At 73.8% G+C, this 23,806-nt stretch carries 16 protein-coding genes; 9 read left to right on the forward strand and 7 right to left on the reverse strand.

The genetic code is table 11. The annotated features are described in order from the left end of the window. Nucleotides 1-56 precede the first annotated feature (56 nt). On the forward strand, nucleotides 57-2,405 hold the full coding sequence (locus ACIA5A_RS05250) for a transketolase-like TK C-terminal-containing protein (RefSeq protein ID WP_396756645.1): 2,349 nt from the start codon (nucleotides 57-59) through the stop codon (nucleotides 2,403-2,405). A 40-nt stretch (nucleotides 2,406-2,445) separates the two neighbouring features. Here the strand turns inward: ACIA5A_RS05250 and ACIA5A_RS05255 are convergent, their stop codons facing one another. The 3 genes from ACIA5A_RS05255 to ACIA5A_RS05265 form a co-directional block, all read right to left on the reverse strand. Continuing rightward, nucleotides 2,446-4,065, reverse strand: coding sequence for a metallophosphoesterase (locus tag ACIA5A_RS05255; protein WP_396756647.1), 1,620 nt, complete (start codon nucleotides 4,063-4,065; stop codon nucleotides 2,446-2,448). A 54-nt stretch (nucleotides 4,066-4,119) separates the two neighbouring features. Then, nucleotides 4,120-5,295, reverse strand: a complete 1,176-nt coding sequence (locus ACIA5A_RS05260) for a PQQ-dependent sugar dehydrogenase (RefSeq protein WP_396756649.1) — start codon at nucleotides 5,293-5,295, stop codon at nucleotides 4,120-4,122. A 71-nt stretch (nucleotides 5,296-5,366) separates the two neighbouring features. Continuing rightward, nucleotides 5,367-7,175 (reverse strand): SpoIIE family protein phosphatase, encoded by a 1,809-nt coding sequence (locus tag ACIA5A_RS05265; protein ID WP_396756651.1) that lies wholly within the window; start codon nucleotides 7,173-7,175, stop codon nucleotides 5,367-5,369. 140 nt (nucleotides 7,176-7,315) lie between these two features. On the opposite strand from ACIA5A_RS05265, the gene ACIA5A_RS05270 reads away from it, so the two are divergent. Next, a complete protein-coding gene (locus ACIA5A_RS05270) occupies nucleotides 7,316-8,242 on the forward strand; it encodes a 2-hydroxyacid dehydrogenase (RefSeq protein ID WP_396756653.1) in 927 nt (308 codons plus the stop codon). On the opposite strand, the gene ACIA5A_RS05275 is transcribed toward ACIA5A_RS05270, so the two are convergent. Then, entirely contained in the window at nucleotides 8,236-8,640 is a 405-nt protein-coding gene (locus ACIA5A_RS05275) for a PH domain-containing protein (protein WP_396756655.1), read from the reverse strand. The two genes, ACIA5A_RS05270 and ACIA5A_RS05275, sit on opposite strands and share 7 nt — an antisense overlap. Before the next feature lie 213 nt (nucleotides 8,641-8,853). On the opposite strand from ACIA5A_RS05275, the gene ACIA5A_RS05280 reads away from it, so the two are divergent. Next, on the forward strand, nucleotides 8,854-11,241 hold the full coding sequence (locus tag ACIA5A_RS05280; RefSeq protein WP_396756657.1) for a putative bifunctional diguanylate cyclase/phosphodiesterase: 2,388 nt from the start codon (nucleotides 8,854-8,856) through the stop codon (nucleotides 11,239-11,241). A gap of 18 nt (nucleotides 11,242-11,259) precedes the next feature. Here ACIA5A_RS05280 and ACIA5A_RS05285 read toward each other — a convergent pair whose 3' ends face one another. Further along, nucleotides 11,260-12,279, reverse strand: a complete 1,020-nt coding sequence (locus ACIA5A_RS05285; protein WP_396756659.1) for a LacI family DNA-binding transcriptional regulator — start codon at nucleotides 12,277-12,279, stop codon at nucleotides 11,260-11,262. Between the two features lie 371 nt (nucleotides 12,280-12,650). Here ACIA5A_RS05285 and ACIA5A_RS05290 point away from each other — a divergent pair, with 371 nt between their 5' ends. The 5 genes from ACIA5A_RS05290 (at nucleotide 12,651) to ACIA5A_RS05310 (ending at nucleotide 18,589) form a co-directional block, all read left to right on the forward strand. After that, the gene (locus ACIA5A_RS05290) at nucleotides 12,651-13,934 is read left to right on the forward strand and encodes an extracellular solute-binding protein (protein WP_396756661.1); all 1,284 of its coding nucleotides are present in this window, start codon (nucleotides 12,651-12,653) and stop codon (nucleotides 13,932-13,934) included. Between the two features lie 82 nt (nucleotides 13,935-14,016). After that, a complete protein-coding gene (locus ACIA5A_RS05295) occupies nucleotides 14,017-15,030 on the forward strand; it encodes a carbohydrate ABC transporter permease (protein WP_396756663.1) in 1,014 nt (337 codons plus the stop codon). Nucleotides 15,031-15,071: 41 nt separating this feature from the next. Further along, nucleotides 15,072-15,914: a carbohydrate ABC transporter permease gene (locus ACIA5A_RS05300; RefSeq protein ID WP_220138775.1), complete on the forward strand. Its 843-nt coding sequence runs from the start codon at nucleotides 15,072-15,074 to the stop codon at nucleotides 15,912-15,914. After that, nucleotides 15,911-18,355, forward strand: a complete 2,445-nt coding sequence (locus ACIA5A_RS05305) for a glycoside hydrolase family 2 protein (RefSeq protein WP_396756665.1) — start codon at nucleotides 15,911-15,913, stop codon at nucleotides 18,353-18,355. Before ACIA5A_RS05300 ends, ACIA5A_RS05305 begins: the two co-directional genes overlap by 4 nt. Before the next feature lie 90 nt (nucleotides 18,356-18,445). Further along, nucleotides 18,446-18,589, forward strand: coding sequence for a hypothetical protein (locus ACIA5A_RS05310; protein ID WP_396756667.1), 144 nt, complete (start codon nucleotides 18,446-18,448; stop codon nucleotides 18,587-18,589). On the opposite strand, the gene ACIA5A_RS05315 is transcribed toward ACIA5A_RS05310, so the two are convergent. Together ACIA5A_RS05315 and ilvD are read right to left on the reverse strand one after the other, a co-directional pair. After that, entirely contained in the window at nucleotides 18,586-19,308 is a 723-nt protein-coding gene (locus ACIA5A_RS05315; RefSeq protein ID WP_396756669.1) for a hypothetical protein, read from the reverse strand. The two genes, ACIA5A_RS05310 and ACIA5A_RS05315, sit on opposite strands and share 4 nt — an antisense overlap. 75 nt (nucleotides 19,309-19,383) lie before the next feature. After that, nucleotides 19,384-21,231: a dihydroxy-acid dehydratase gene (ilvD, locus tag ACIA5A_RS05320; protein WP_396756671.1), complete on the reverse strand. Its 1,848-nt coding sequence runs from the start codon at nucleotides 21,229-21,231 to the stop codon at nucleotides 19,384-19,386. A gap of 128 nt (nucleotides 21,232-21,359) precedes the next feature. Here ilvD and ACIA5A_RS05325 point away from each other — a divergent pair, with 128 nt between their 5' ends. Further along, entirely contained in the window at nucleotides 21,360-23,777 is a 2,418-nt protein-coding gene (locus tag ACIA5A_RS05325; RefSeq protein ID WP_396757068.1) for a putative bifunctional diguanylate cyclase/phosphodiesterase, read from the forward strand. Nucleotides 23,778-23,806: the final 29 nt, after the last annotated feature.

Consider the following 23,806-nt stretch of genomic DNA (forward strand, 5'->3'; position numbering starts at 1 on the left):
CTAACACCTCACCCCCACACCGAGGGCGTCAACGGCGACGCCCGGATGGAGACACCGTGAACGATGACGTCCTCGACGAGATCCAGCGCCGGGTGCTCTGGCTCGCCACCCGCATCGTCGACGCGGCCAACCACGACCGGGACACCGGCGACGGGGTGAAGGTCGGCGGCCACCAGGCGTCCAGCGCCTCGCTGGTCACCGCGATGACCGCGCTCTGGTTCCAGCACCTCGACGCCGAGGACCGGGTGGCGGTCAAGCCGCACGCGTCCCCGGTCTTCCACGCCATCCAGTACCTGCTCGGCAACCTGGACCGCTCCTACCTGCCGAAGCTGCGGGCCCGGGGCGGCCTCCAGTCCTACCCGTCGCGCACCAAGGACCCGGACGAGGTGGACTTCTCCACCGGTTCGGTCGGCCTGGGCGCGGCCGCGCCGCTGTTCGCCGCCGTCACCCGCCGCTACGTCGACGCGCACTTCGGCGAGCGCCCGCACTCCCGGTTCGTCGCGCTGATCGGCGACGCCGAGCTGGACGAGGGCAACATCTGGGAGGCGGTCGCCGACCCGGCCACCACCGGACTGGGCAACGTGATGTGGCTCGTCGACTTCAACCGGCAGTCGCTGGACCGGGTCGTGCCCGGCATCCGGATCAACCAGTGGCGCGGCCAGTTCGAGGCCGCCGGCTGGCACGTCGTGGAGGTCAAGTACGGCCGCAAGCTGGCCGAGGCGTACGCCCGGCCGGGCGGGTCGGCGCTGCGCGACTGGATCGACCGGATGCCGAACGAGCAGTACCAGTCGCTGTTCGGGCTGGCCGGGCCGGCCCTGCGCAAGCAGTTCCTGGACGGCGCGCCGGCCGAGGTGGCCGCGTTCGTCGCCGACATCGCCGACGACGAGCTGGGCCCGCTCGTCACCGACCTGGGCGGGCACGACGCGCAGGCGATGCTCGACGCGTACGCCCAGTGCGACGCGGTCACCGACCGGCCCAGCGTGGTCTTCGCCTACACGGTCAAGGGCTGGGGCCTGCCGATCGCCGGCAATCCGCGCAACCACTCGGCGCTGCTGAGCACCGAGCAGGTCGACGCGCTGCGCGCCGCGCACGGCCTGACCCGCGACACCGAGTGGGACCGCCTCGACCCGGCGTCCCCGGCCGGCGTCCGGGCCGGCGAGCGCCGGGAGGCGCTGTCCCGCGCGCCGCGCGAGCGGGCGCTGGGCGTCACCGTCCCGGAAACCACGAGGGTACGCGTCAACAAGCCGGTCTCTACCCAGGAGGTCTTCGGCCGGGTGCTCGTCGACCTGGCCCGCGATCCGCAGGTGGCGCCCTATCTGGTGACCACCGCGCCGGACGTGGCCACCTCGACCAACCTGGCCGGGTTCATCAACAAGACGGGCGTGTTCGCGCCGACCGAGCAGCGTTCCTGGACCGAGGACCGGATGCTGCGCTGGACGGAGAGCCCCGCCGGGCAGCACATCGAACTGGGCATCTCGGAGATGAACCTGTTCCTGCTGCTGGGCCAGCTCGGCCTGTCGTGGGACCTGTCCGGGCAGCCGCTGCTGCCGGTCGGCACGGTCTACGACCCGTTCGTGCTGCGCGGGCTGGACGCGTTCCTCTACGGCACCTACTCGGGTTCCCGGTTCGTCGTCGCCGGCACCCCGTCCGGCATCACGCTGGCGCCCGAGGGTGGCGCGCACCAGTCCACCATCACCGCCTCGGTGGGCCTGGAGCTGCCGGGCGTGACGTTCCTGGAGCCCGCGTACGCCGGCAGCCTCGACTGGCTGCTCTGCGACGCGCTCGGGCAGATCGCCGGTGGCGGTGCGCCGGCCGCCACCGCCGCGCCGGCCGAGGACGGGGCGTACTACTTCCGGCTCAGCACCCGGCCGGTCGACCAGGCGCCGTTCGAGGCGGCCCGGGCCCGGCTCGGTGACGCGGTGCTGCGCCGGCAGGTGGTGGCCGGCGCCTACCGGCTGGTCGACGCGCACCAGGCGTACCCCGAACTGGCGGACGCCCCGGTCGTGCAGCTCGCCGCGTCCGGCGCGGTGCTGCCGGAGGTCCTGGCCGCCGCCGCGGAGCTGGCGGAGGAGGGCGTCGCCGCGCACGTGGTGGACGTGACCAGCCTGGACCGCCTCTACCGGGCGTGGCAGCGGACGCTGCGCCAGGGCGTGCGGACCGCCACCGTGCCGAGCGTGCCCGGCGCGCTGCGGTCGGCGTTCGCCGACCGGGTGCCGGTGGTCACCGTGCACGACGCGGCCTCACACGCGATGGCCTGGTTGGGTTCGGCGGTCGGGGCGCCTGCGGTGCCGCTCGGGGTGGACGAGTTCGGCCAGTCCGGCACCGTCCGGGAGCTGTACGAGCTGCACGACCTGCTGCCCGGCAGCATCGTCAACGCCGCGCTGGCCGCACTCGCCCTGCGCTGACCCGACGCCCCGACGACGCCCCGAGCGCCGGGAGGACCGCTCAGCCGGTGGTGGTCGGGCTCGGCGAGGTGGCGCTCGACGACGGCGCGGGCGACTCCGACGGGCCGCGGGTGGGCGTGGGGGTGACCGGCACCTCGTCGCCGCGGGCCGGGTCCCGGATCACGTGCCGCTCCAGGTTGACCTGCGACTGACCGGTGCCGCCGACGGTGATCTCGTCGTACGCCTGGAGCAGTTTCTGCTGGTCGAAGTAGAGCACGGTCATGGTCAGCGGGGTGGGCTTCTCACCCTCCAGGCCGCGCAGCCCGGCGCCGCCGGTCGAGCCCTCCACCATCAGCGTCGTCGGCTGCTTGCCCGGCGCCTGCGGCAGCTTCGACACCTGCCGGGCGTGGGTGTGCCCGGAGAGCACCAGCGGGCAGGTGCCGGAGAGCGGCCCGGCCGACGCCGGGTCGTGCACCAGCGCGACGTCCACCTTGCGCGGCGACTTCTCGACCGTGCGGGCGAGCTGCTCACCGGTGCCGATCACCTGGTCGGCGACGGCCGAGGTGAGGCCGCTGCCGGCCGGTGAGGTCTCCTTGTCCGGGGTGAACCGGGGGTCCCCGATGCCGGCGATGGTCAAGCCGGCCACCGTCGTGGTGGAGTTGTTCAGCACGATCGCGTTCGGCTGCTGGGCCACCGCCGCGGCGGTGCGCGGCGAGTCGTGGTTGCCCCGGATGAACACGTAGGGCTTCTTGAGCAGGCCGACCGAGCCGACGAAGGACGCCTCCGGCTCGCTGCCCCAGTCGGTCATGTCGCCGGTGTCGATCACCACGTCGATGCCGAACTGCTCGACCACCGTGCGGATCAACTGCCACCCGGTCGGGTTGAGGTGCATGTCGGAGACGTGCAGCACCCGGGTGGTGCCGGGGGAGGGCTGCACCACCGGCAGCGCGGAGACCGTGGTGTACAGCTTGCTGACGTTGCCGACCAGCCGCTGCAACTGCTCGGCGTACTTGGTGTAGTCGTTGGCGATCCGCCGCGCGTCACCCACGATCGCGGGCGCGTTGACCAGCAGGCCCTCGTACCTCGGTTCCTCGATCGCCTGCGGGCGCACGGTGGCGGCGGCCAGGCCGAGGCTGCCGGCGGTGATGGCCAGCGCCAGCCCGCCCGCCCAGGCGGTGCGGCGGACGTCGCGGAAGACGAGCCCGGCCAGGAGCAGGGTGGCCAGCACCGACGAGGCCAGCGTCTTCAGGCCGAGCCGCATCACGCCGTCGCGGACGTCCTGCACGGCCGACTGGCTGGCCCGGCTGATGCTCGCCGGGTCGTCGATCAGCGCCTCGGTGCGTCCCTGGTCGAGCGAGCCCACCTCGACGGTCAGATATGCCGGCCCGTCGTGGCTGTCCAGCAGCAGCGCACCCAGCGGCGGGATGTCGACGGTGGTGCCGCCGTCCAGCGACGGGCTGAGTTTGAGTTCCGCCCGGAACGGCCCGATGTCGGTGCCGACGTGGCCGCCGGCGTACGTGCCGACCACGATGCCGCCGAGCGCGACCGCGAGCAGGGCCAGCACCACACCCAGGCGGCGCAGCCGGTGGCCGGGCCGCCAGGCGGCGAGGCGGCGGGCACGCCCGGTCCCCGGGGACGTCGGGTCCCCGGCGCGCTGCTCTTCGTTCTCCTGGCCGTCCATGATGAGATTCTGACCTGCCCCGTGTGTGATCTTGGCAAACCCGCCGGAAGTGGATCAGCTCCGGCCGGCGCCGCCGTCCGCGAAGACCAGCCGCAGGATCCGGTCGTCCTCGGCGGCCGGTTTGCCCCGGCCGTCCCGGTTCGACGTGCTCACCCAGATCGAGCCGTCCGGCGCCACCGCGGCGGCGCGCAGCCGGCCGTAGCGGCCGGTGAGCAGCTCGCGCGGCTGGCCGAGGACGGTCCCGTTGCCGGCCAGCTCGACCAGCCAGAGCCGCTGCCCGCGCAGGCAGACGGTGACCAGCAGCCGGTCCACCGCGGCCAGGCCGGAGCAGGACGCGTCGGCGGTCCGCCACTGCACGATCGGGTTGACGTAGCGCTTGTCGTCGACGCGCCCCTCGACCTGCGGCCAGCCGTAGTTTCCGCCCTGGTTGATCTGGTTGATCTCGTCCCAGGTGTTCTGGCCGAACTCCACGGCGTACATCCGCTTGTCCGGCATCCAGGCGATGCCCTGCACGTTGCGGTGACCCGACGACCACACCGGGGAACCGGCGGTCGGGTTGCCCGGCGCCGGCTTGCCGTCCGGGGTGATCCGCAGGATCTTGCCGCCGAGGCTCTTCGGGTCCTGCGCGTTCGCGGTGCGCCCGGCGTCGCCGGTGCTCACGTAGAGGAAGCCGTCGGGGCCGAAGCCCAGCCCGCCGCCGTCGTGGTTGCCGGCCTTGGGGATGCCGGTGAGGATCGGCGTGGGCGTCTGACCCAGCCGTAGCTTCGCGACCCGGTTGTCGTCCTGGGCGGTGTAGTAGACGAAGACCGTGCGGTCGCGCGCGTAGGCCGGGGAGACGGCGATGCCGAGCAGGCCGCCCTCACCGCCGGGCACCACGCCCGGCACCGTCTGCACCGGCCGCACCTCGAGCCCGTCCGGCCCGGACTCCGGGCCGACCTGGAGGATCCGCCCGTTGTCGCGCTCGGTGACCAGCGCCGCGCCGTCGGGCAGGAAGGCGATCGCCCACGGCACCTCCAGACCCTTGGCCAGCACGGTGGCCACCACCTGCTGGCCGGCTCCGCCGGGGCTGGCCGTGGTCGACGGCGTCGGCAGGTTGGGCGGCTCGCCGGCCGGATCCGGCTCGGGCTCGCCGAGGGCGCAGCCGGCGGTGCCCAGCAGCAGCGCCGCGCAGGACACCGCCAGCGCCGTCCGGAGGCGGCGGACGCGGGGGTACGACAGACGCGGGCTCACCCGCCCCAGCCTAGCCGGACGACGCGGCGAACCGGGCGGCTCGGCGGTGCCGGTGTGCCGACGGGGTGTGCTCAGCCGGCGCGCAGGGCGAGCACGGCGACGTCGTCCTCGCGGCGGTCGGCGGCGCCGAGCAGGCGGTCGCAAAGGGCCTCCAGCGGTACGGCCGGGCCGTCCGCGGCGAGCCGTTCGAGCAGCTCCGCCTGCCCCTCGTCGATCGGCCGGTCCCGGCGCTCGATCAGCCCGTCGGTGTAGAGCAGCAGCGTGTCGCCCGGGGCGAGGACCAGCGTCCGGCCGGTGCGCCGGGGTGGACGGGCCAGGCCGAGCAGCGGGCCCCGTCCCGCCGCCACCGACACCGTGCCGTCGGCGCGGATCAGCAGCGGCGGCGGATGTCCGGCGTTGCACCAGCGCACCCGCAGCCCGCCGTCGTCCGGACGGATCCGGGCCAGCACGGCCGTCGCGACGGTGGGCACCCGCAGGCCGCCGATGGCGCGGTCGAGGTTGGCCACCAACGCCTCGGCCGGGTCGTCCCGCCCGTACGCGTTGCCCCGCACCAGGTTGCGCAACTGGCCCATGGTGGCCGCGGCCTCGATGTCGTGACCGGCGACGTCACCGATCGCGGCGACCAGTTCGCCGTCGGGCTGGACGAACGCGTCGTACCAGTCGCCGCCGACCTCGACCCGGTCCGCCGCCGGCAGGTAGCGGGCGGCCAACTCGATCCCGGGCACCGTCGGCAGCACCGGCAACATGCTGTGCTGGAGCACCTCCGCGACGTGCCGCTGCTCGCCGTAGAGCCGGCTGTTGCCGACCGCCTGGCCGGCCCGTACCCCGATGTCCTGCGCGGTCCGCAGGTCGCTCGCGTCGAAACCGCGCCGACCGGGGCGGTTGACGAGGGTGACCGCGCCGATCACCCGGTCGCTGACGGCGGCGGTGACCGGCACGGTGAGGTGGGAGCCGACGCCGAGCCGGTCGGCCAGCGGCACCAGCTCCGGGCGGGTGGTGCCGCGGGCCACGTCCTCGATGCCGGCGGCGCCGCGCATCACCGGCCGGCCGGTGCGCAGCACCGACCGGATCAGCGACTCCGGGCCGAGTCCGGTGACCAGCAGCTCGGCGAAGCGGGCCAGGTCGGCTTGCCGGTCGGGGTCCCGGTGCGCCCCGGTGACGCCGCGCGGCCGGCCGGCGGGGTCGACGAGCGTGATCACGCACCAGTCGGCGAGCAGCGGCACCATGGCGTGGGCGAGGCGGTCGACGGCGGTGGCCACGTCCAGCGTGCCGCCGAGCATCTCGCTCATCCCGGCCAGCATGGCGAGCCGGTCGTGCGCCTCCTCGGCGCGGCGGCGGGCCTGCTCGGCGCCGCGCACCGCGATCCGCAGCCGCAGCTCCGACGAGCAGGCGGCGGCCAGGTCGGCGAGGGTGCGCAGTTGTTCCTTCGTCCAGGCCCGGGGTTTGCTGTCGATCGCGCAGAGCGAGCCGAGGACCCGCCCGTCCAGGTCGGTCAGCGGCATCCCGGCGTACGCCACCACGGCCAGGTCCTCGATGGCGAGGTTCCGCCGTACCCGGGGGTAGAGCCGGGCGTCGGGCAGCACCATCGGCGCCTCGGTGTCGACGACGTGCTGGCAGAACGAGTGGCTGAGCGGGGTCTCCCGGCGGTCCGCCCAGGGCTGCGGCAGCCCGGTCTCACCGGGGAAGAACTGGCGGTGCGCGTCGACCAGGGAGACCAGCGCCACCGGCACGTCGAGCAGGTCGCCGACCAGCCGGGCGAACCTGTCGAACGCCTCGTCCGGCACCGCGTCGAGGCGGGTCTCGTCGAGCGACCGCAGCCGGTCGGGATCGGACAGCGCCGGAATCGGCGCCGCCTTCCGCTCCCGGCGGTCCTCGCTCATCGCCACCCGTCCTTCGCACGGGCCGCCGGCCGGCGCCCCGCCCTCGATTAAACCCTGTCGCACGTGTGTCCGACCCGCGGCGGGGCGTTCGTCACGGTCGACGCCGCGTTGACCTGCGGGTACGGATATCGTCGGCGCTCGTGAAGGCATGGATCCCGCACCCCGCCGGTCGCCGGCTGCTCGGCGCGCTGCCCCCCGACGTCACCGTGGAGCTGCTGGACGGCCCGGCTCGGCTCCCGTCGTCCCCGGCCGGGGTGCGGTTCTGGGTGCCGCCGTTCCTGTCCGGCCCGGATGCCGGCGCGCTCCTGACCGAGCTGCCGGACGTCGAGGTGGTGCAGCTCCTCTCCGCCGGCGCGGACGCGTGGGTGGGGCGGGTCCCGGCGGGCGTGACGCTCTGCGACGCCCGGGGCGTGCACGACTCGGCGACCGCGGAGTGGGTGGTCGCCGCGATCCTGTCGGCGCTGCGCGGCTTCGCGCCGCTGGCCCGCGCCCAGGCCCGCCACGAGTGGGCGTACGACGAGGTCGCGCCGACCGACGAGCTGGCCGGCAAGCGGGTGCTGATCGTCGGTGCCGGCTCGATCGGCGCGGCGGTACGCGCCCGGCTCGCCCCGTTCGAGGTCGACTTCACCCTGGTCGCCCGCACGGCGCGCCCGGACGAGGGGGTGCACCCGGTGGCGGAGCTGCCGGCGCTGCTGCCCGACGCCGACGTGGTGGTGCTGCTGGTGCCGCTGACCGAGCAGACCCGGGGTCTGGTCGACGAGCGCTTCCTCGCCGCGATGCCGGACGGGGCGCTGCTGGTGAACGCCGCGCGGGGTCCGGTCGCCCGCACCGAGGCGCTTGTCGCCGAGCTGGCGTCCGGGCGGCTGCGGGCCGCGCTTGACGTCACCGACCCGGAGCCGCTGCCGGCCGGCCATCCCCTGTGGGAGCTGCCGAACGTGCTGCTCACCCCGCACGTCGCCGGTTCGGTGCGTGGCCTGCTGCCGCGCGCGTACCGGCTGGTGGGGGAGCAGTTGCGCCGTTACGTGGCCGGCGAGGAGCTGGTGAACCGGGTGACGGACGGCTACTGACCTTCGTCGGACGGGCCGGCCTCGGCGCGCTCCCCGGGCAGGTGCTGGCCGGTGGCGGAGACCAGCCGGGGGAGGTCGGTGGCGCGTACCGCGGGCAGTGCCAGCACCTGACCGTCGTCGAGCCGGGCGACCGCCCGGCCGCGCGGGTCGCCGGCCAGCTCGACCACCCGGGCCCAGGGCACCCGCCGCTGCCCGACGAGGGCCCGCAGCCGCAGCTCCCGGGGGTCGGCGTCGGTGCCGGCCCGCCACGCCCAGAGCCCGGTCGCGAGCGGGACCAGCAGCACCCAGAGCAGCCACCAGCGGGCGGTGGCCAGCGGCAGCGCGCCGATGAAGGCGACGATCGCGGCGGCCAGGATGGCCTGGTTGTGGCGGAAACGGACGGTCTCGGCGCGGCTCACCCTCGAATGATCGCATCCGACCAGCTCACCCTCCCCTCCGGGCGACGGCGGCGGTTCTCTGTGACGCACGTCACTAGTCATGTTGCGTAACCGGTTGCTTCCGGGATCGTTCTTGGGCATGGCCGCAGCGATCCCCGCCGATGCGGCCGTGACGCCCCGTCGACCCTGCGCCGCAACCGCACCGCCCCGTGCCCCCTCACGAAGGCGACCGCCGTGCCCGTCACCCCTCCCGCCGGTCCCCACCGGTGGCTCGCACCGCCCGACCTCGCCGTCTCGCTCGTCGGCGCCCTCTTCCTGCTGACCGGCGTCGCCGGGATCGTGCCCGGCCCCGCCGCCGCGGCGCTCGTCGTCGCCGGAGGCTGCGCCCTCGCCTGCGTCCGGCTCGCCTGGCTGGCCGGCGTGCCACCCGCGCCGTCCGCGACCCCTGCCGGCACCCCGGCAGCGGACCGGCCCGGGCACGTCCGGCCGACGCCGCACGTCCGGCCGAGCCCACCGGGCCGGGTGCTCAGGTGGCGGGCCGACAGCTCACCCGTCGACCCGTCGGAGCCGACCGCCGGAGCGGGGCCGGTCGCCACGACCGGACGCCAGGCCCGCCGGGTCGCGCTGTCCCGCCGGGTCGCCGCGATCCTGGACGCCGCCGTCCTGGTCGCCGGCCTCACCGTCGCGGTGCTGCCGCTGAGCGATCCGGCGCACCGGCTGCCGGTCGCGCTTGCCGGGCTCGGCCTGGCCGCCTCGCTGCACGTCGCGGCGCTGCTCCGGCTGCCCGGCCGTTCCCGGTTGCCGGCCCGGGAACGCCTGCGCCGCACCGTCGACGTGCTCGCCCTCGGGGTCAGCCTGGTCTTCGCCGGCTGGATGCTGCTGCCGGTCGGCCCGGTGCCGCCGGCCGCGTTGGCCGCCAGCGTGGGCGGGGCGGTGACGCTCGCCGTGCTCGCCATGGCGGCGCTCGCCGAGCGCCACCGCCGGCCGGGCGCCGCGCGCTGTCACGCCGGGGCCGGTCTCACGCTTGTCGGGCTGGCGCTGCTGGTGGTGCTGCTGGCGTACGACGCGCCGGACCGGACGCTGTCGGCAGTCGCGCCGCCGGTGCTGGCCGGCGCGCTGCTCACCGCGGCCGGCGCGCGACGGATCTCGGCCGGCGAGCGACCGCAGCGGGGCGCCGCGCCGGCCGCCTGGCCGCGGCTCACCGCGCCCGCCGGCATCGCCGCCGTGGCCGCCGGGGTGCACCTGGGCGCGGCGGGGGAGTTCAGCCCGGCGGCGATGGCCCTCGGGCTGTCGGTCATCCCGCCGATCATGGTGGGTGAGCTGCTCGCCGCCGCCGACCAGCGCCGCCGGGTCGAGCGCCTGGTCGCCCGCGAGGCGTCGCTGCGGCGTCTGGTCGGCGACGGTGAGCCGGTGCCGCTGACCCGGGCCGAGCTGGTCCGGGCGCTGCCGCTGCGCAGTGGCGGCGCGCTGCTCGTGGTGGACCTGCACGGCGACGACGCGGCGGCGCCGGACGGGTCGCTGCTCACCGAGGTCGGGCGGCGGCTGCGCGCCGGCTGCGGCCGGCACGACCTGGTCGCCCGGATCGGCGAGACCGGGTTCGCCGTGCTCACCGACCTCGGGCCGGTGCCCGCGTACGCGTTGGGCATCCGGCTGCTCGCGGCGCTCGCCGAGCCGTACCCCAGGCCGGGCGGCGTGTCCCGGGTCCGGGTGAGCATCGGGCTGGCCGAGACCACCGGTGGCGACCCGGAGGACGTGCTGCGCCAGGCCGACCTGGCCCGGCGGCGGGCGGTGCAGCTCGGCCGGGACCGGGTCGAGTGGTACGACGCCTACCTGGAGGAGCAACTGGTCCGCCGGCTCGACCTGGAGCGGGAGCTGCCCGGTGCGGTGGCCCGCGGCGAGCTGGACCTGGTCTACCAGCCGGTGGTGGCGTTGGCCGACCGGACGCCGGCCGGCACCGAGGCGTTGCTGCGCTGGCGCAGCCCGGTGCTCGGCACGGTGCTGCCGGCTGAGCTGTTGCCGGTGGCGACCGACCTCGACCTGCTGGGGGAGGTCGGGTGGTGGGTGGTGGACCGGGCCTGCCGGCAGCTCGCCGCCTGGTCGGAGGGGGGCCGCGAGCTGTGGATGGCGGTCAACGTCACGCCGCGCGAGCTGGCCGCGAAGGACTTCGTGGCGCGGACCGCGACCGCGCTGGCGGCGTACGACGTGCCGCCGGAGCGGCTGGTGGTGGAGGTGGCCGAGCCGGCGGTGGGGGCGGAGCTGTCGACGGTGGTGGCCCGGCTCGCCGGCCTGCGGTCGCTCGGCGTGCGCACCGCGCTCGACGACTTCCGGGCCGAGCACGCGTCGCTGGCCCAGCTCCGCCGGCTGCCGATCGACCTGCTCAAGGTCGGCCCGCACCTGGTCGCGCCGGGCGCCGACGGGCAGCGCCCGCTGATCGACGTGGTGGCGAACCTGGGTGACCGGCTGGGCGTGGAGGTGGTGGTGGAGGGGCTGGAGTCGGACGGTCAGGTGGCCGGGGCGCGGCGGGCCGGCTGCCGGTACGGGCAGGGCTTCGCGCTGGCCCGGCCGGCGACCGCGGAACGGGTCGAGGCGTGGTTCGAGGAGTTCCCCTCGGCGTCGCGCTGAACGGGTTTCTTAACCGGTTCAGTTGGCGCGCGGCGGCGCGGTGCTGCCGCGCGGGGTGAGGTGCGCGGTCTCGTCCTGCACACCGGTCACCGCCTCGCCGGCGATCACGGCGAGGAGCTGGCGGGCGGCGTGCGCGCCGTACGCCGGGATGTCCCGGCCCAGCGCGGTCAACGGCGGGTGCACGAGCTGGCAGAGCGGCGAGTCGTCCCAGGCCACGATGGACAGGTCGCCGGGCACGGCGAGCCCCATCTCCTGGGCCACGGAGAGGCCGGCGATCGCCATCACGTCGTTGTCGTAGATCACCGCGGTGGGGCGCTTCGCGGAGCTGAGCAGCCGGCGGGTGGCGCGTGCCCCCTCCTCGCCTGTGTAGTCGGACCAGACCGTCCTCGCCTCGTCCAGCCCGAGTCGCCGGCACACGTCGGTGAACGCGTCGGTGCGGATCTCGGTGTGCAGCAGCGAGGGCAGGCCGCCGACCCGGGCGATCCGCCGGTGCCCGAGCGCGACCAGGTATTCCACCGTCTCGACCAGGGCCGCCGCGTCGTCGGACCAGACGCTTGCCAGGGTGCCGGTGTGCCCGGGGCCGCCGATGACCACCGCCGGCAGTTGGAGTTCCTCCAGCGCGGGCACCCGCCGGTCGTCGGTGCGCAGGTCGCAGACGAAGACGCCGTCCACCCGCCGCTCGGCCCACCACCTGCGGTAGACCGCGATCTCCGCCTCCTGGTCGGTGACCACCTGGAGGGTCAGCGCGTACGAGCGGGCCGACAGCTCCGACTCGACGCCGCTGATCAGCTCCATGAAGAACGGCTCGATGCCCAGTATCCGGGCGGGCCGGCACAGTGCCAGCCCGACCGCCTTGGCGGTGGCGCCGGAGAGCGCGCGGGCGGCGCTGCTCGGACTGAACCCGATCTCGGCGGCGATCGCCAGGATGCGTTGGCGGGTCGCCTCGGAGACGCCGGGCTGCCCGTTCAGCGCGTAGGACACCGCGCCCTTGGAGACCCCGGCGCGCCGGGCGACGTCGGCGATGGTCGGCCGCTTCACCGAGCGTTCCTCCCCTGTGTCCGGCCCTCGCGGGCGCTTGTCGACGGGCGCGGGTGACGCTACTGCACCCGCCCCCGACGCCGGCGGGCGCGGCGGGGCGGGCACAACTGAACCGCACAGTTCGTCACTTGTGCGGTTCAGCGTACGGGGAACGCGGCTCCTGTCCAGGCCCGGTCCGCTCCCAATTCTGCTTCGGAAAGCGCTCCACCACGCATGGTCGCGCTCCCAGAGGGCCCCGGAGGTTACGGGTCGGCCTCGCTGTTAACCGGCCGTTGACAGTGCTGGGGGCGGACCGTACGGTGGCTTCACTTATCCGGTTCAGTCAACGTCTCTCGATCTCGGGAGCGTTCCCATTCGGCGCGGAGGATGACATGAAACGGTCCTGGACGCACTGGGCGCGCACGGCCGCCGTCGGTGCTGTCAGCCTGGCCATGGTCGCCGCCTGTAGCGGCAGGAGCACCACCGGCGACTCGGACGCGGCCGGCGGTCAGGTCACGTTGAAGATCAATTTCTGGGGCGACTTCGGTCTGCAGGACCTCAAGACCAAGTACGAGGCCGAGCACCCCAACGTCAAGATCCAGCTCAACTCGGGCGAGTACAACGCCCAGCACGAGGACCTGCAGAAGAAGCTCGTCGCCGGCAACGGCGCGCCGGACATCGCGGCGATCGACGAGGGCTTCATGGTCCAGTTCCGCAGCCAGTCCGACAAGTTCGTCAACCTGCTCGACAAGGGCGCCGGCTCCTACGAGAGCAAGTACCTGCCCTGGAAGTGGAAGCAGTCGCTGTCGGCCGACGGCAAGACCCAGATCGGCCTCGGCACCGACGTCGGCGGCCTGGCCATGTGCTACCGCACCGACCTGTTCAAGGCCGCCGGCCTGCCCACCGAGCGCGACCAGGTCTCCGCGCTCTGGCCCACCTGGGACAAGTTCCTGGAGGTCGGCCAGCAGTACACCGGCAAGACCAAGAAGAAGTTCATCGACGCCGGCACCAACCTGTTCAACCCGATCCTCGGCCAGCAGCAGGTCGGCTTCTACAACGACCAGGACCAGCTCCAGATGGAGCAGGGCCCCAAGGTCGCCTTCGACTACACGGTGAAGGCCGTCCAGTCCGGGCTGTCGGCCAACCTGGTCAGCTTCCAGGCCGACTGGGACAAGGGCTTCACCAGCGGCGCGTTCGCGGTGCTCGCCTGCCCGGCCTGGATGCTCGGCCACATCAAGGACACCGCGCCCGGCACCCAGGGCAAGTGGGACATCGCCGCGGTGCCCGGCGGCGGCGGTAACTGGGGCGGCTCGTTCCTGACCATCCCCAAGCAGGGCAAGAACGTCGACGAGGCGTACAAGCTGCTGGAGTGGCTGGTCGCGCCGGAGCAGCAGATCGAGATCTTCAAGAAGGTCGGCAACCTGCCGTCGCAGCCGGCGCTCTACGCCGACCCGGCGATCGCCGACTTCAAGAACCCGTTCTTCAACAACGCCCCGGTCGGCCAGATCTTCCCCAAGATGGCGCAGGGCCTCACCCCGCAGTACCTGGGCAAGAAGAACGGCCCGACCCGGGTCGCCGTGGAGAACGTCATCCGGCGGGTCGAGAACAAGTCGCTGAAGCCGGACGCCGCCTGGAGCGAGGCGGTCAAGGAGGCCGACAAGGCCGCCAAGTCCTGACGCACCACAGGTGCCGGAGCGGGACCCGACCCGCTCCGGCGCCGCCGTACCCGCCCACCCTCCTCGGCCCTGGAGAGAACCGATGTCCAGCACCCGTGCCGCGCCCGCGCCACCGAGCCGCCGACCCGCGCCGGAGCGCGGCCGTTCCGGGGCCGACGAGCGGCGGCTGACCTGGCGCAACCGGCTGTACCGCTTCGACATGCGCTACATGCCGTACCTCATGATCGCGCCGTTCTTCCTGCTCTTCCTCGTGTTCGGGCTCTTCCCGCTGCTGTTCAACGCGGTGGTCTCGCTGCGCAACTACCGGCTGGACGACCCGACGCTGCCCTACTGGGCGGGCTTCGAGAACTTCAGCCGGCTCGTCGCCGACGAGGACTTCTGGAACGCGCTCTACAACACCTTCGGCATCTTCCTGCTCTCCACCGTGCCGCAACTGCTGCTCGCGCTGCTGGTCGCCTCGCTGCTCAACCGGCGGCTGCGGGCGCAGACCTGGTGGCGGGTCGGCGTGCTGCTGCCGTACGTGACGCCGATCGTCGCCTCGACGATGGTGTTCAGCGTCTTCTTCTCCCGCGACTTCGGCATGGCCAACTGGGTGCTCGGGCTGCTCGGCATCGGCGGCGCCGACGACCCGATCGACTGGCGGGCCGACAAGATGCACGCCTGGATCGCCATCGCCACCATGGTCAACTGGAAGTGGATCGGCTACAACGCGCTGCTCTACCTGGCCGCCATGCAGTCCATCCCGCGCGACGTCTACGAGGCCGCCGCGATCGACGGCGCCGGCCAGTGGAAGCAGCTCTGGCGGATCACCGTGCCGATGATCCAACCGGTGGTCGTGTTCACCGTCATCCTCTCCACCATCGGCGGGCTGCAGCTCTTCACCGAGCCGATGCTCTTCGACCCGAACGCCCAGGCCGCCACCGGCGGGCCGAACGGCGAGTGGCAGACCATCGCCCAGCTCATCTACAAGGTCGGCTGGAAGGACCTCAACCTCGGCTACGCCGCGGCGATGTCCTGGGCGCTGTTCCTGATCATCCTGGTCGTCGCCGGGGTCAACTACCTGCTGACGAACCGACTCTCCGGAGGACGCAAATGACCGCCCTGGCATCGCCGCCGGCGCGGCGCAAGCGGCGCGACATGGCCCGGGCGCCGCAGGACACCCCCGCCGGCCTCTGGACCTACCTGCTGCTCGCGGTCAGCATGCTGTTCGCCGCGTTCCCGCTCTACTGGATGTTCGTCATCGCCACCAGCAACGACGAGGCGCTGGCCAAGCTCCCACCGGCGATCATCCCGGGTGACCGCTTCCTCACCAACGTCGACGAGGTCTTCTCCCTCCAGGACGTCTACTTCGCCGCCTCGCTCGTCAACAGCGTCATCGTCTCGACGGTGGTGACCGCGTCGGTGCTGTTCTTCTGCTCGCTGGCCGGCTTCGCGTTCGCCAAGCTGCGCTTCAAGGGCAGCAACGCGCTGATGCTCTTCGTGGTGCTCACCCTGACCGTGCCCAACCAGCTCGGCATCGTCGCGCTCTACATCGTGATGGGCAAGCTCGGCTGGAACGGCACCCTGCTCGCGGTCATCGCGCCCGGCCTGGTCACCGCGTTCGGCGTGTTCTACATGCGGCAGTTCATCGTGAACACCGTCCCGGACGAGCTGATCGAGTCGGCCCGGGTCGACGGCGCCACGACCATGCGGGTGTACGCCACCATCGTGCTGCCCGCGATCCGCCCGGCCCTCGCGGTGCTCGGCCTGCTCACGTTCGTGGCCACCTGGAACGACTTCCAGTGGCCGCTGATCACGCTGAGCGGCACCGACTTCCCGACCTCCATGGTCGCGATCTCCGACCTGGCCAGCGGCAACTACGTGATCTACCGGCGGGTGCTGGCCGGCGCGTTCATCGCCACCATCCCCCTGCTGCTCATGCTGTTCATCGGTGGACGCCAGATCGTCCGCGGAATCATGGAAGGCGCGGTGAAGTCGTGAGCCGTTCCACGCTGCTGCACGAGGGTTGGACGCTGCGGGCCGAGCCCGGCCCGCAGGTGCCGGCGGAGATCGCCGGCGTCGAGGTGCCGGCGACCGTGCCCGGATGCGTGCACACCGACCTGCTCGCCGCCGGCCTCGTCCCCGATCCCTACCTGGACGACAACGAGAACCGGCTGCACTGGATCGGTCGCACCGACTGGGTCTACGAGACCACGTTCGACAGGCGGCCGGGCGACGACGCCGACCGGGTCGACCTGGTCTGCGCCGGCCTGGACACGGTCGCCACCGTCACGCTCAACGGCGTCGAGGTGGGCCGCACCGAGAACCAGCACCGCGGCTACCGCTTCGACGTCCGGTCGCTGCTGCGCCCCGCCGACAACACGCTCGCCGTCCGCTTCGACTCGCCCTACCGCTACGCCGAGGCGCACCGGGACCGGCTCGGCGACCGGCCCAACGCGTACCCGGAGCCGTTCCACTTCATCCGCAAGACCGCCTGCAACTTCGGCTGGGACTGGGGACCCACCGTGGTCACCGCCGGAATCTGGCAGCAAATCGGCCTGCACGCCTGGTCCACCGCCCGGCTCGCGTCGGTCCGCCCGCTGGTCACCGTGGCCGACGGCGCCGGCCGGGTCGAGCTGCACGTCGACGTGGAACGGGCCGGCGACGAGCCGCTGACCGTCCGCGCCACCGTCGCCGGCGCCGCCGCCGACGTCACCGTGCCGGAGGGGGAGCGGACCGCCGTGCTCACCCTCACCGTGCCCGACCCGGCGCTGTGGTGGCCGGTCGGGTACGGCGACCAGCCGCTGCACGACCTCGACGTGACCCTGCACGCCGCCGACGGACGGGAACTGGACGCCGCCGCCCGCCGGATCGGGTTCCGCTCGGTCCGGCTGGACACCACGCCCGACGCCCACGGCACCCCGTTCACCCTGCACGTCAACGACGTGCCGATCTTCGTCAAGGGCGTCAACTGGATCCCCGACGACGCGTTCCCCACCCGCGTCACCCGGGCCCGCCTCGCCGAGCGGTTCGGCCAGGCGGTCGAGGCGAACATCAACCTGCTGCGGATCTGGGGCGGCGGCCGGTACGAGTCGGACGACTTCTACGAGCTGGCCGACGAGCTGGGGCTGCTGGTGCAGCAGGACTTCCTGTTCGCCTGCGCGGCCTACCCGGAGGAGGAGCCGTTCCGCACCGAGGTCGAGGCGGAGGCCCGGGAACAGGTCACCCGACTCGCCGGCCACCCGTCGCTGGTGCTCTGGACCGGCAACAACGAGAACATCTGGGGCTGGCACGACTGGGACTGGCAGGAGCCCCTCGCCGGCCGCACCTGGGGCCGCGGCTACTACCTGGAGCTGCTGCCGGCGGTCGTCGGCGAACTCGACCCGACCGTCCCCTACTGGTCGGGCAGCCCGTGGTCCGGCCGCGAGGACCTGCACCCCAACGACCCGGCGCACGGCACCATGCACATCTGGGACGTGTGGAACGACGACGACTACACCAAGTACCGCGAGTACGTGCCCCGCTTCGTCGCCGAGTTCGGCTACCAGGCCCCGCCCGCGTACGCGACGCTGCGCCGGTCCCTCTCCGACGAGCCACTCGCGCACGACTCGCCGGGCATGGCCCACCACCAGAAGGCCGCCGACGGGGACCGCAAACTCCAGCGCGGCCTCGACGCCCACCTGCCGCCGCCCGCCGACTTCGACGACTGGCACTACTACACCCAGCTCAACCAGGCCCGGGCCATCCAACTCGGCGTCGAGCACTTCCGCTCCCACCGGCCGGTCTGCACCGGCACCATCGTCTGGCAGCTCAACGACTGCTGGCCGGTCACCTCCTGGGCCGCCGTCGACGGCGACGGCCGGCGCAAACCCCTGTGGTACGCGCTGCGCCGCGCCTACGCCGACCGCCTGCTCACCCTGCAACCGCGCGACGGCGGGCTGGCGCTGGTCGCGGTGAACGAGACCGCCGAGGCGTGGACCGCGCCGGCCACGGTCACCCGGCTCACCCTCGCCGGGGAGCCGAGGGCGAAGACCTCGGTAGACCTCGACGTCCCGGCGTACTCCTCGGTGGTGCTGGCGCTGCCGGCGGAGCTGGCGCGGCCGGACGAGGCCCGCCGGGAACTGCTGGTCGCGGAGGCCGGCGACACCGCGGAGCGGGCGCTGTGGTTCTTCGCCGAGGACCGGGACGTCGACTGGCCGGCGGCGGAGTGGGACGCGACGGTCGAGCCGGCGGACGGCGGCCAGCGGGTGCGGGTGACCGCCCGGACGGTGCTGCGCGACCTGACGCTGTTCCCCGACCGGCTGGACCCGTCCGCGCAGGTCGACGCCGCGCTGGTGACGTTGCTGCCGGGCGAGAGCACCGTCTTCACGGTGCACGCCGCGTCCCCGCTCGACGCCGCGGCACTCACGCGCCGCCCGGTGCTGCGCTGCGTGAACATGTAAGGAGGGGCCCCCTCTTAACGCATTCTGCATAGGAGGGGGCCCCTGTTAACACTCCGGTTCGGGTGGAGCGTGGCGGGTATCAGCTACGGCATGACTGATCCGGTGGAGCTTTCCGAGGACCACGCCGGGGGCGCCGACCCCGAGCACGCGACGCCCGAGGACCCGGACGCCCCGCAGGCGTGGCCGGCGGAGGCCGGCCTCCCCGCCGACGGCACGGACCCGGCCGAGGACTAGTTGGGCAGGGCGGCCAGCCCGGACAGCAGCTCCCAGCGCTCGGCCTCGGTGAGCGCCGCGTACGCCGGCTCGTCGCGCCGGTCGGTGTCGGCCTCGATCGCGGCGCGCTCCGGCCCGTCCGGCAGCGTCTTGATCCCGTCGGCGGTCAGCCCGGCGGCCCGCCACGCGGCCCGGTGCGCGTCCGCGCGGTGGTGCCGCAGCGAGCCCAGCCGGGTGACCAGCAGCAGCGCGGGCGAGGCGTCGTCCGGCTCGTACGGCGGGGACATGGCCTGGAACGCCGGTCCGCCGGTGGCCTGCCCGTGTTCCAGCACCCGACCGACCAGCTCGGTCAACCGGGGCACGATGCTCAGGCCGGGCAGCACGCCGGGCAGCATCGCCCACTTCTCCTCGGCGGCCTCGCCGGTGGCCCGCTGCGCGAACGACGTCAACTCCCGGCCCAGCTCGGTGAGGTGCCAGGCGCCCTCGTCGTCGCGGACGAAGATGCCCTGCTCCAGCTCCCGGCTCATGTCGCCGTCGGTGTAGGCCAGGCCGTCGGCGAGCGCCTCGGCGGGTATCGGCCGGGCCAGCACGCCGGAGAAGAAGCTGTTCTCGGCGCCGAGGTCGCAGCCGCGTTCGGCGTAGAACGCCTCCATCCGGGGCCGGGCCGCCCAGCGGGCGCCCACGTAGACCCGGTCGATCGCCGGTCGGACCAGTCGCGCGTAGCTCACCGTCGTATCCACGCCGCCGGACCCTACCGGCGGCGGTGTTAAAAGGGGGCCCCGCCTATACCTGAGGCGTTAAGCGGGGGCCCCTCCTTACTCCGGGACGCGGCGGTAGGCGCCGTCGCTGGCGGAGGTGGCCATCGAGGCGTACGCGCGCAGCGCGGCCGAGACCGGGCGTTGGCGGTCGAGCGGGGTGTAGGGGCGGTCGCGCTTCTCCTCCGCCACCCGGCGGGCGGTCAGCTCGTCGGTCGGCACGTTCAGCTCGATGGACCGGCCCGGGATGTCGATGACGATCTCGTCGCCGTCGCGGACCAGCGCGATCAGCCCGCCGGACGCCGCCTCCGGGGAGGCGTGCCCGATGGACAGGCCGGAGGTGCCGCCGGAGAACCGGCCGTCGGTGAGCAGCGCGCAGGCGCGGCCCAGTCCCCGGCCCTTGAGGAACGAGGTGGGGTAGAGCATCTCCTGCATGCCGGGGCCGCCCTTCGGGCCCTCGTAGCGGATGACCACCACGTCCCCGGCGACGACCTGCTTGGCGAGGATGGCGGTCACCGCGTCGTCCTGCGACTCGTAGACCTTGGCCGGGCCGCGGAACGTCAGGCACTCCTCGGGCACCCCGGCGGTCTTCACCACGCAGCCGTCCGGCGCCAGGTTGCCGTGCAGGATGGCCAGCCCGCCGTCGGCGCTGTAGGCGTGCTCGCGGTCCCGGATGCAGCCGCCGGAAGCGTCGGTGTCCAGCGTCGACCAGCGGTTGGTGGTGGAGAACGGCTCGGTGGTGCGTACCCCGCCGGGCGCGGCGTGGAACAGCTCGACGGCCTCTCGGGTGGCCCTGCCGCCCCGGACGTCCCAGTCGGCGAGCCACCGGTCCAGGCTGGGGGAGTGCACCGCGCGCACGTCGCGGTGGAGCAGGCCGGCGCGGTCCAGCTCGCCGAGGATGGCCGGGATGCCGCCGGCCCGGTGCACGTCCTCCATGTGGTAGTCCGGTGAGTTCGGCGCGACCTTGGCCAGGCAGGGCACCCGCCGGGAGACGGCGTCGATGTCTGCCACGTCGAAGTCCAGCTCGGCCTCGCGGGCGGCGGCGAGCAGGTGCAGGATCGTGTTGGTCGAGCCGCCCATGGCGACGTCGAGGGCGACCGCGTTCTCGAACGCGGCCCGGCCGGCGATGGCGCGGGGCAGCACCGAGGCGTCGTCCTCGTCGTACCAGCGCTTGGCGATCTCCACGGCGGTGCGGCCGGCCTCGACGAAGAGCGACCGGCGCGCGGCGTGGGTGGCGAGCGTGGACCCGTTGCCGGGCAGCGCCAGGCCGATCGCCTCGGTGAGGCAGTTCATCGAGTTGGCGGTGAACATGCCGGAGCAGGAGCCGCAGGTGGGGCACGCGGAGCGTTCGATCTCGCCGAGCTGGTCGTCGGTGACCGCCTCGTTGGAGGAGGCGATCATGGCGTCGATCAGGTCGATCTTGGAGTGGACGACGCCCTCGATCGCCACCGTCTTGCCGGCCTCCATCGGGCCGCCGGAGACGAAGACGGTCGGGATGTTCAGCCGCAGCGCGGCGAGCAGCATCCCCGGAGTGATCTTGTCGCAGTTGGAGATGCAGACCAGGGCGTCCGCGCAGTGCGCGTTGACCATGTATTCCACCGCGTCGGCGATCAGCTCCCGGCTGGGCAGGGAGTAGAGCATGCCGCCGTGGCCCATGGCGATGCCGTCGTCCACGGCGATGGTGTTGAACTCCCGGCCGACGCCGCCGGCCTCGGCCACCGCGTCGGCGACCAGGCCGCCGAGGTCCTTCAGGTGGACGTGACCGGGTACGAACTGGGTGAAACTGTTCGCGATGGCGACGATCGGCTTGCCGAAGTCGTCGTCGGTCATCCCGGTGGCCCGCCAGAGGGCCCGGGCGCCGGCCATCGTCCGACCGTGGGTGGATGTCCTCGACCGCAGCTCAGGCATGCCTACCAGTCTGACACCGCCGGGCCGACCGCCCCCGGCCGTACTCCCTGTGTCCCAACAGTTGCACACCCGGTGCCCCACGGAGGCCCCGGATCCGGCAGAGTTGACGCGTGCAGTCGTCCCCGGGGATGGTCGCCGTCGCGACGCTGAGCGGTCTCGCCGCGGCCGGCGCCGCCGTGCTGCTCGCCCGGTCGGCCCGTCGGGGCGACTGCCTCCGGCGGCAGGCCCACGTGCTGCTGGCCGTCGCCGCCTCCGCCGCCCTGCTCGGCCTGCTCCTCGGTCTGGTGGGGCTACTGGCCGCCGGGGACCACTGGGCGCACCGGCAGGGCCAGCGCACCGGCTGGGCCACGCTTGTCACGGCGTCGTTCACGGTGGCCGGGCTGGGCCTCGGCGCCGCGCTGCTGCGGCTGCCGGGTGCGGCCGCGACCCGGGCCGCCACCGCCCGGCTGCTGCTCGACGGCGTCATCATGGCCACCGCGCTCTGGTTCGTCGGCTGGGTGGCGTTCAGCGCGCCGACCCGCCTGCTCGGCGCCGCGACGCCGGTGGGCTGCCTGCCCATCCTGCTGGCCACCGTCGGGGCGGCGCTCACCGCCGGTCTGACGTTGATCCTGGTGCTGCGGGCCGCCCCGCCGCGCGGCTGGCTGGCCCTGCTGGGCGCCGGGGCGATCGGGGTGACGGTCGGCGGGCTGGGCGTGTCGGCCGGGCTCTGCCAGGGCGGCCCGGGCATGCTCGCGGTCGGCGCGGTGGTGACCGCCGCCGGCCTGCTGGCGGTCGCCGTCGCCGGGCGCCGGGCCGACACGACGCGCTTCGACGTCGACCTCATCCGCCGCGACGGCGAGTACGCGTTCGTGCCGATGTTCGCCATCGCCGCCTCCGCGATGTACCACCTGACCCAGGGCGGCCGGTTCGACGGCTACGGCATCGTGGCCGGCAGCGTCGAGGGGTTCGCGCTGGTGGCCCGGCAATATCTGGCGCTCAACGACGTCCGGGGCTACGCCGTCAAGCTGGCCGAGCGGGAGGCGCACTTCCGGGAGCTGGCGCACACCGACCCGCTCACCGGCCTGGCCAACCGGCGCGGCCTGCTGCGCGCGCTGCAACGGTGCGCCGAGAGCGGCATCCCCTGCGTGCTGCTCGGGCTGGACCTGGACGGCTTCAAGAACGTCAACGACATGCGCGGCCACGACGTCGGCGACGCGGTGCTGGCCGAGGTGGGCCGGCGGCTGCGCGGCAACCTGCGCCCGGGTGACCTCGCCGCGCGGCTGGGCGGCGACGAGTTCGCGGTGCTGATGCACTCCTCGGCCGAACCCGGCCCGGTGGCCGACCGGCTGCTCGGGGTGCTCGGCCGCCCCTACGAGGAGGCGGACGGGCCGGTCTTCCTCTCGGTCAGCATCGGGGTGGCCGGCAGCCACGGCAACCACGACGTCGAGCTGCTGCTGCGCAACGCCGACCTGGCGCTGCGCTACGCCAAGCAGCGCGGCAAGAACCGGATCGAGCGGTATGACGCCACGTACGACCAGTTGCTGAGCCGGCGGACCCGGCTGGAGCACGAGTTGCGCGGCGCGATCGAGCGGGACGAGCTGCGGCTGGTCTTCCAGCCGGTGGCCTCGCTGCCCTCGGTCCGCCCGGTCGGCGCCGAGGCGCTGCTGCGCTGGCACCACCCGGAGCTGGGCAACGTCCGGCCGGACGAGTTCATCCCGCTCGCCGAGGAGTGCGGGATGATCGCCAAGCTCGGCGCGTGGGTGCTGCACCAGGCCTGTTACCAGCTCTCCCGGTGGCTGGCCGACGGGCACGACGTCTGGGTGTCGGTGAACGTGTCGCCGCGCGAGCTGCACGCCCCGGAATACGTCGTCCAGGTCGCCGACGCGCTGCGCGCGCACCACGTGCCGCCGCAGCGGCTGGTGCTGGAGGTGACCGAGCACGCCGTCGCCACCGACCTGGACGAGCTGATCCGGCGGCTGACCGCGCTGCGGCTGACCGGGGTGCGGATCGCGCTGGACGACTTCGGCGCCGGCTACTCCTCGCTGGGGCAGTTGCGCCGGCTGCCGATCGACATCCTGAAGATCGACCACGGCCTGGTGGCCGAGCACGAGCCGGTGCGGCCGGTGGGCCGGGACGGCCCCGCGTTCGCGCCGATGGTCGACATCGTCATGCGTCTGGGTCACCAGCTCGGGCTGGAGGTGATCGCCGAGGGCGTCACCAACCCCACCGAGCTGGCCGCCGTGGTGGCCGCCGGTTGCCGGTTCGGCCAGGGCGCGCTCTTCGGCTGGGGCGTGCCGGCCGAGCACCTGGAGGCGATGCTGGAGGCCGCCACCGCGCCGGGCAACCGGCCCGCGCCGCTCCCGCCCGCGCCGCCGCCCCCGCCGGTGCGCGCCCCGTCGCCGCTGCTGCCCCGGCTGCGCAACAACCCGCCCGCCCCGCGGCCCCCGATCGACGCGTCACCGCAGCTCGCGCCGGGTGTGGACGGGGTGCCGGCAACCGACACGCCCACGTCCGTGAACCAGAATGTGGGATCAGTTGACTCATCGCGTGAGATGCGTCAGGCTTAGCCACATGTCGTCGAACCGGTCGCTGCGAG

The sequence above is a fragment of the Micromonospora sp. NPDC051300 genome (genome assembly GCF_044455315.1).
Taxonomy (GTDB): Bacteria; Actinomycetota; Actinomycetes; order Mycobacteriales; family Micromonosporaceae; genus Micromonospora; species Micromonospora robiginosa.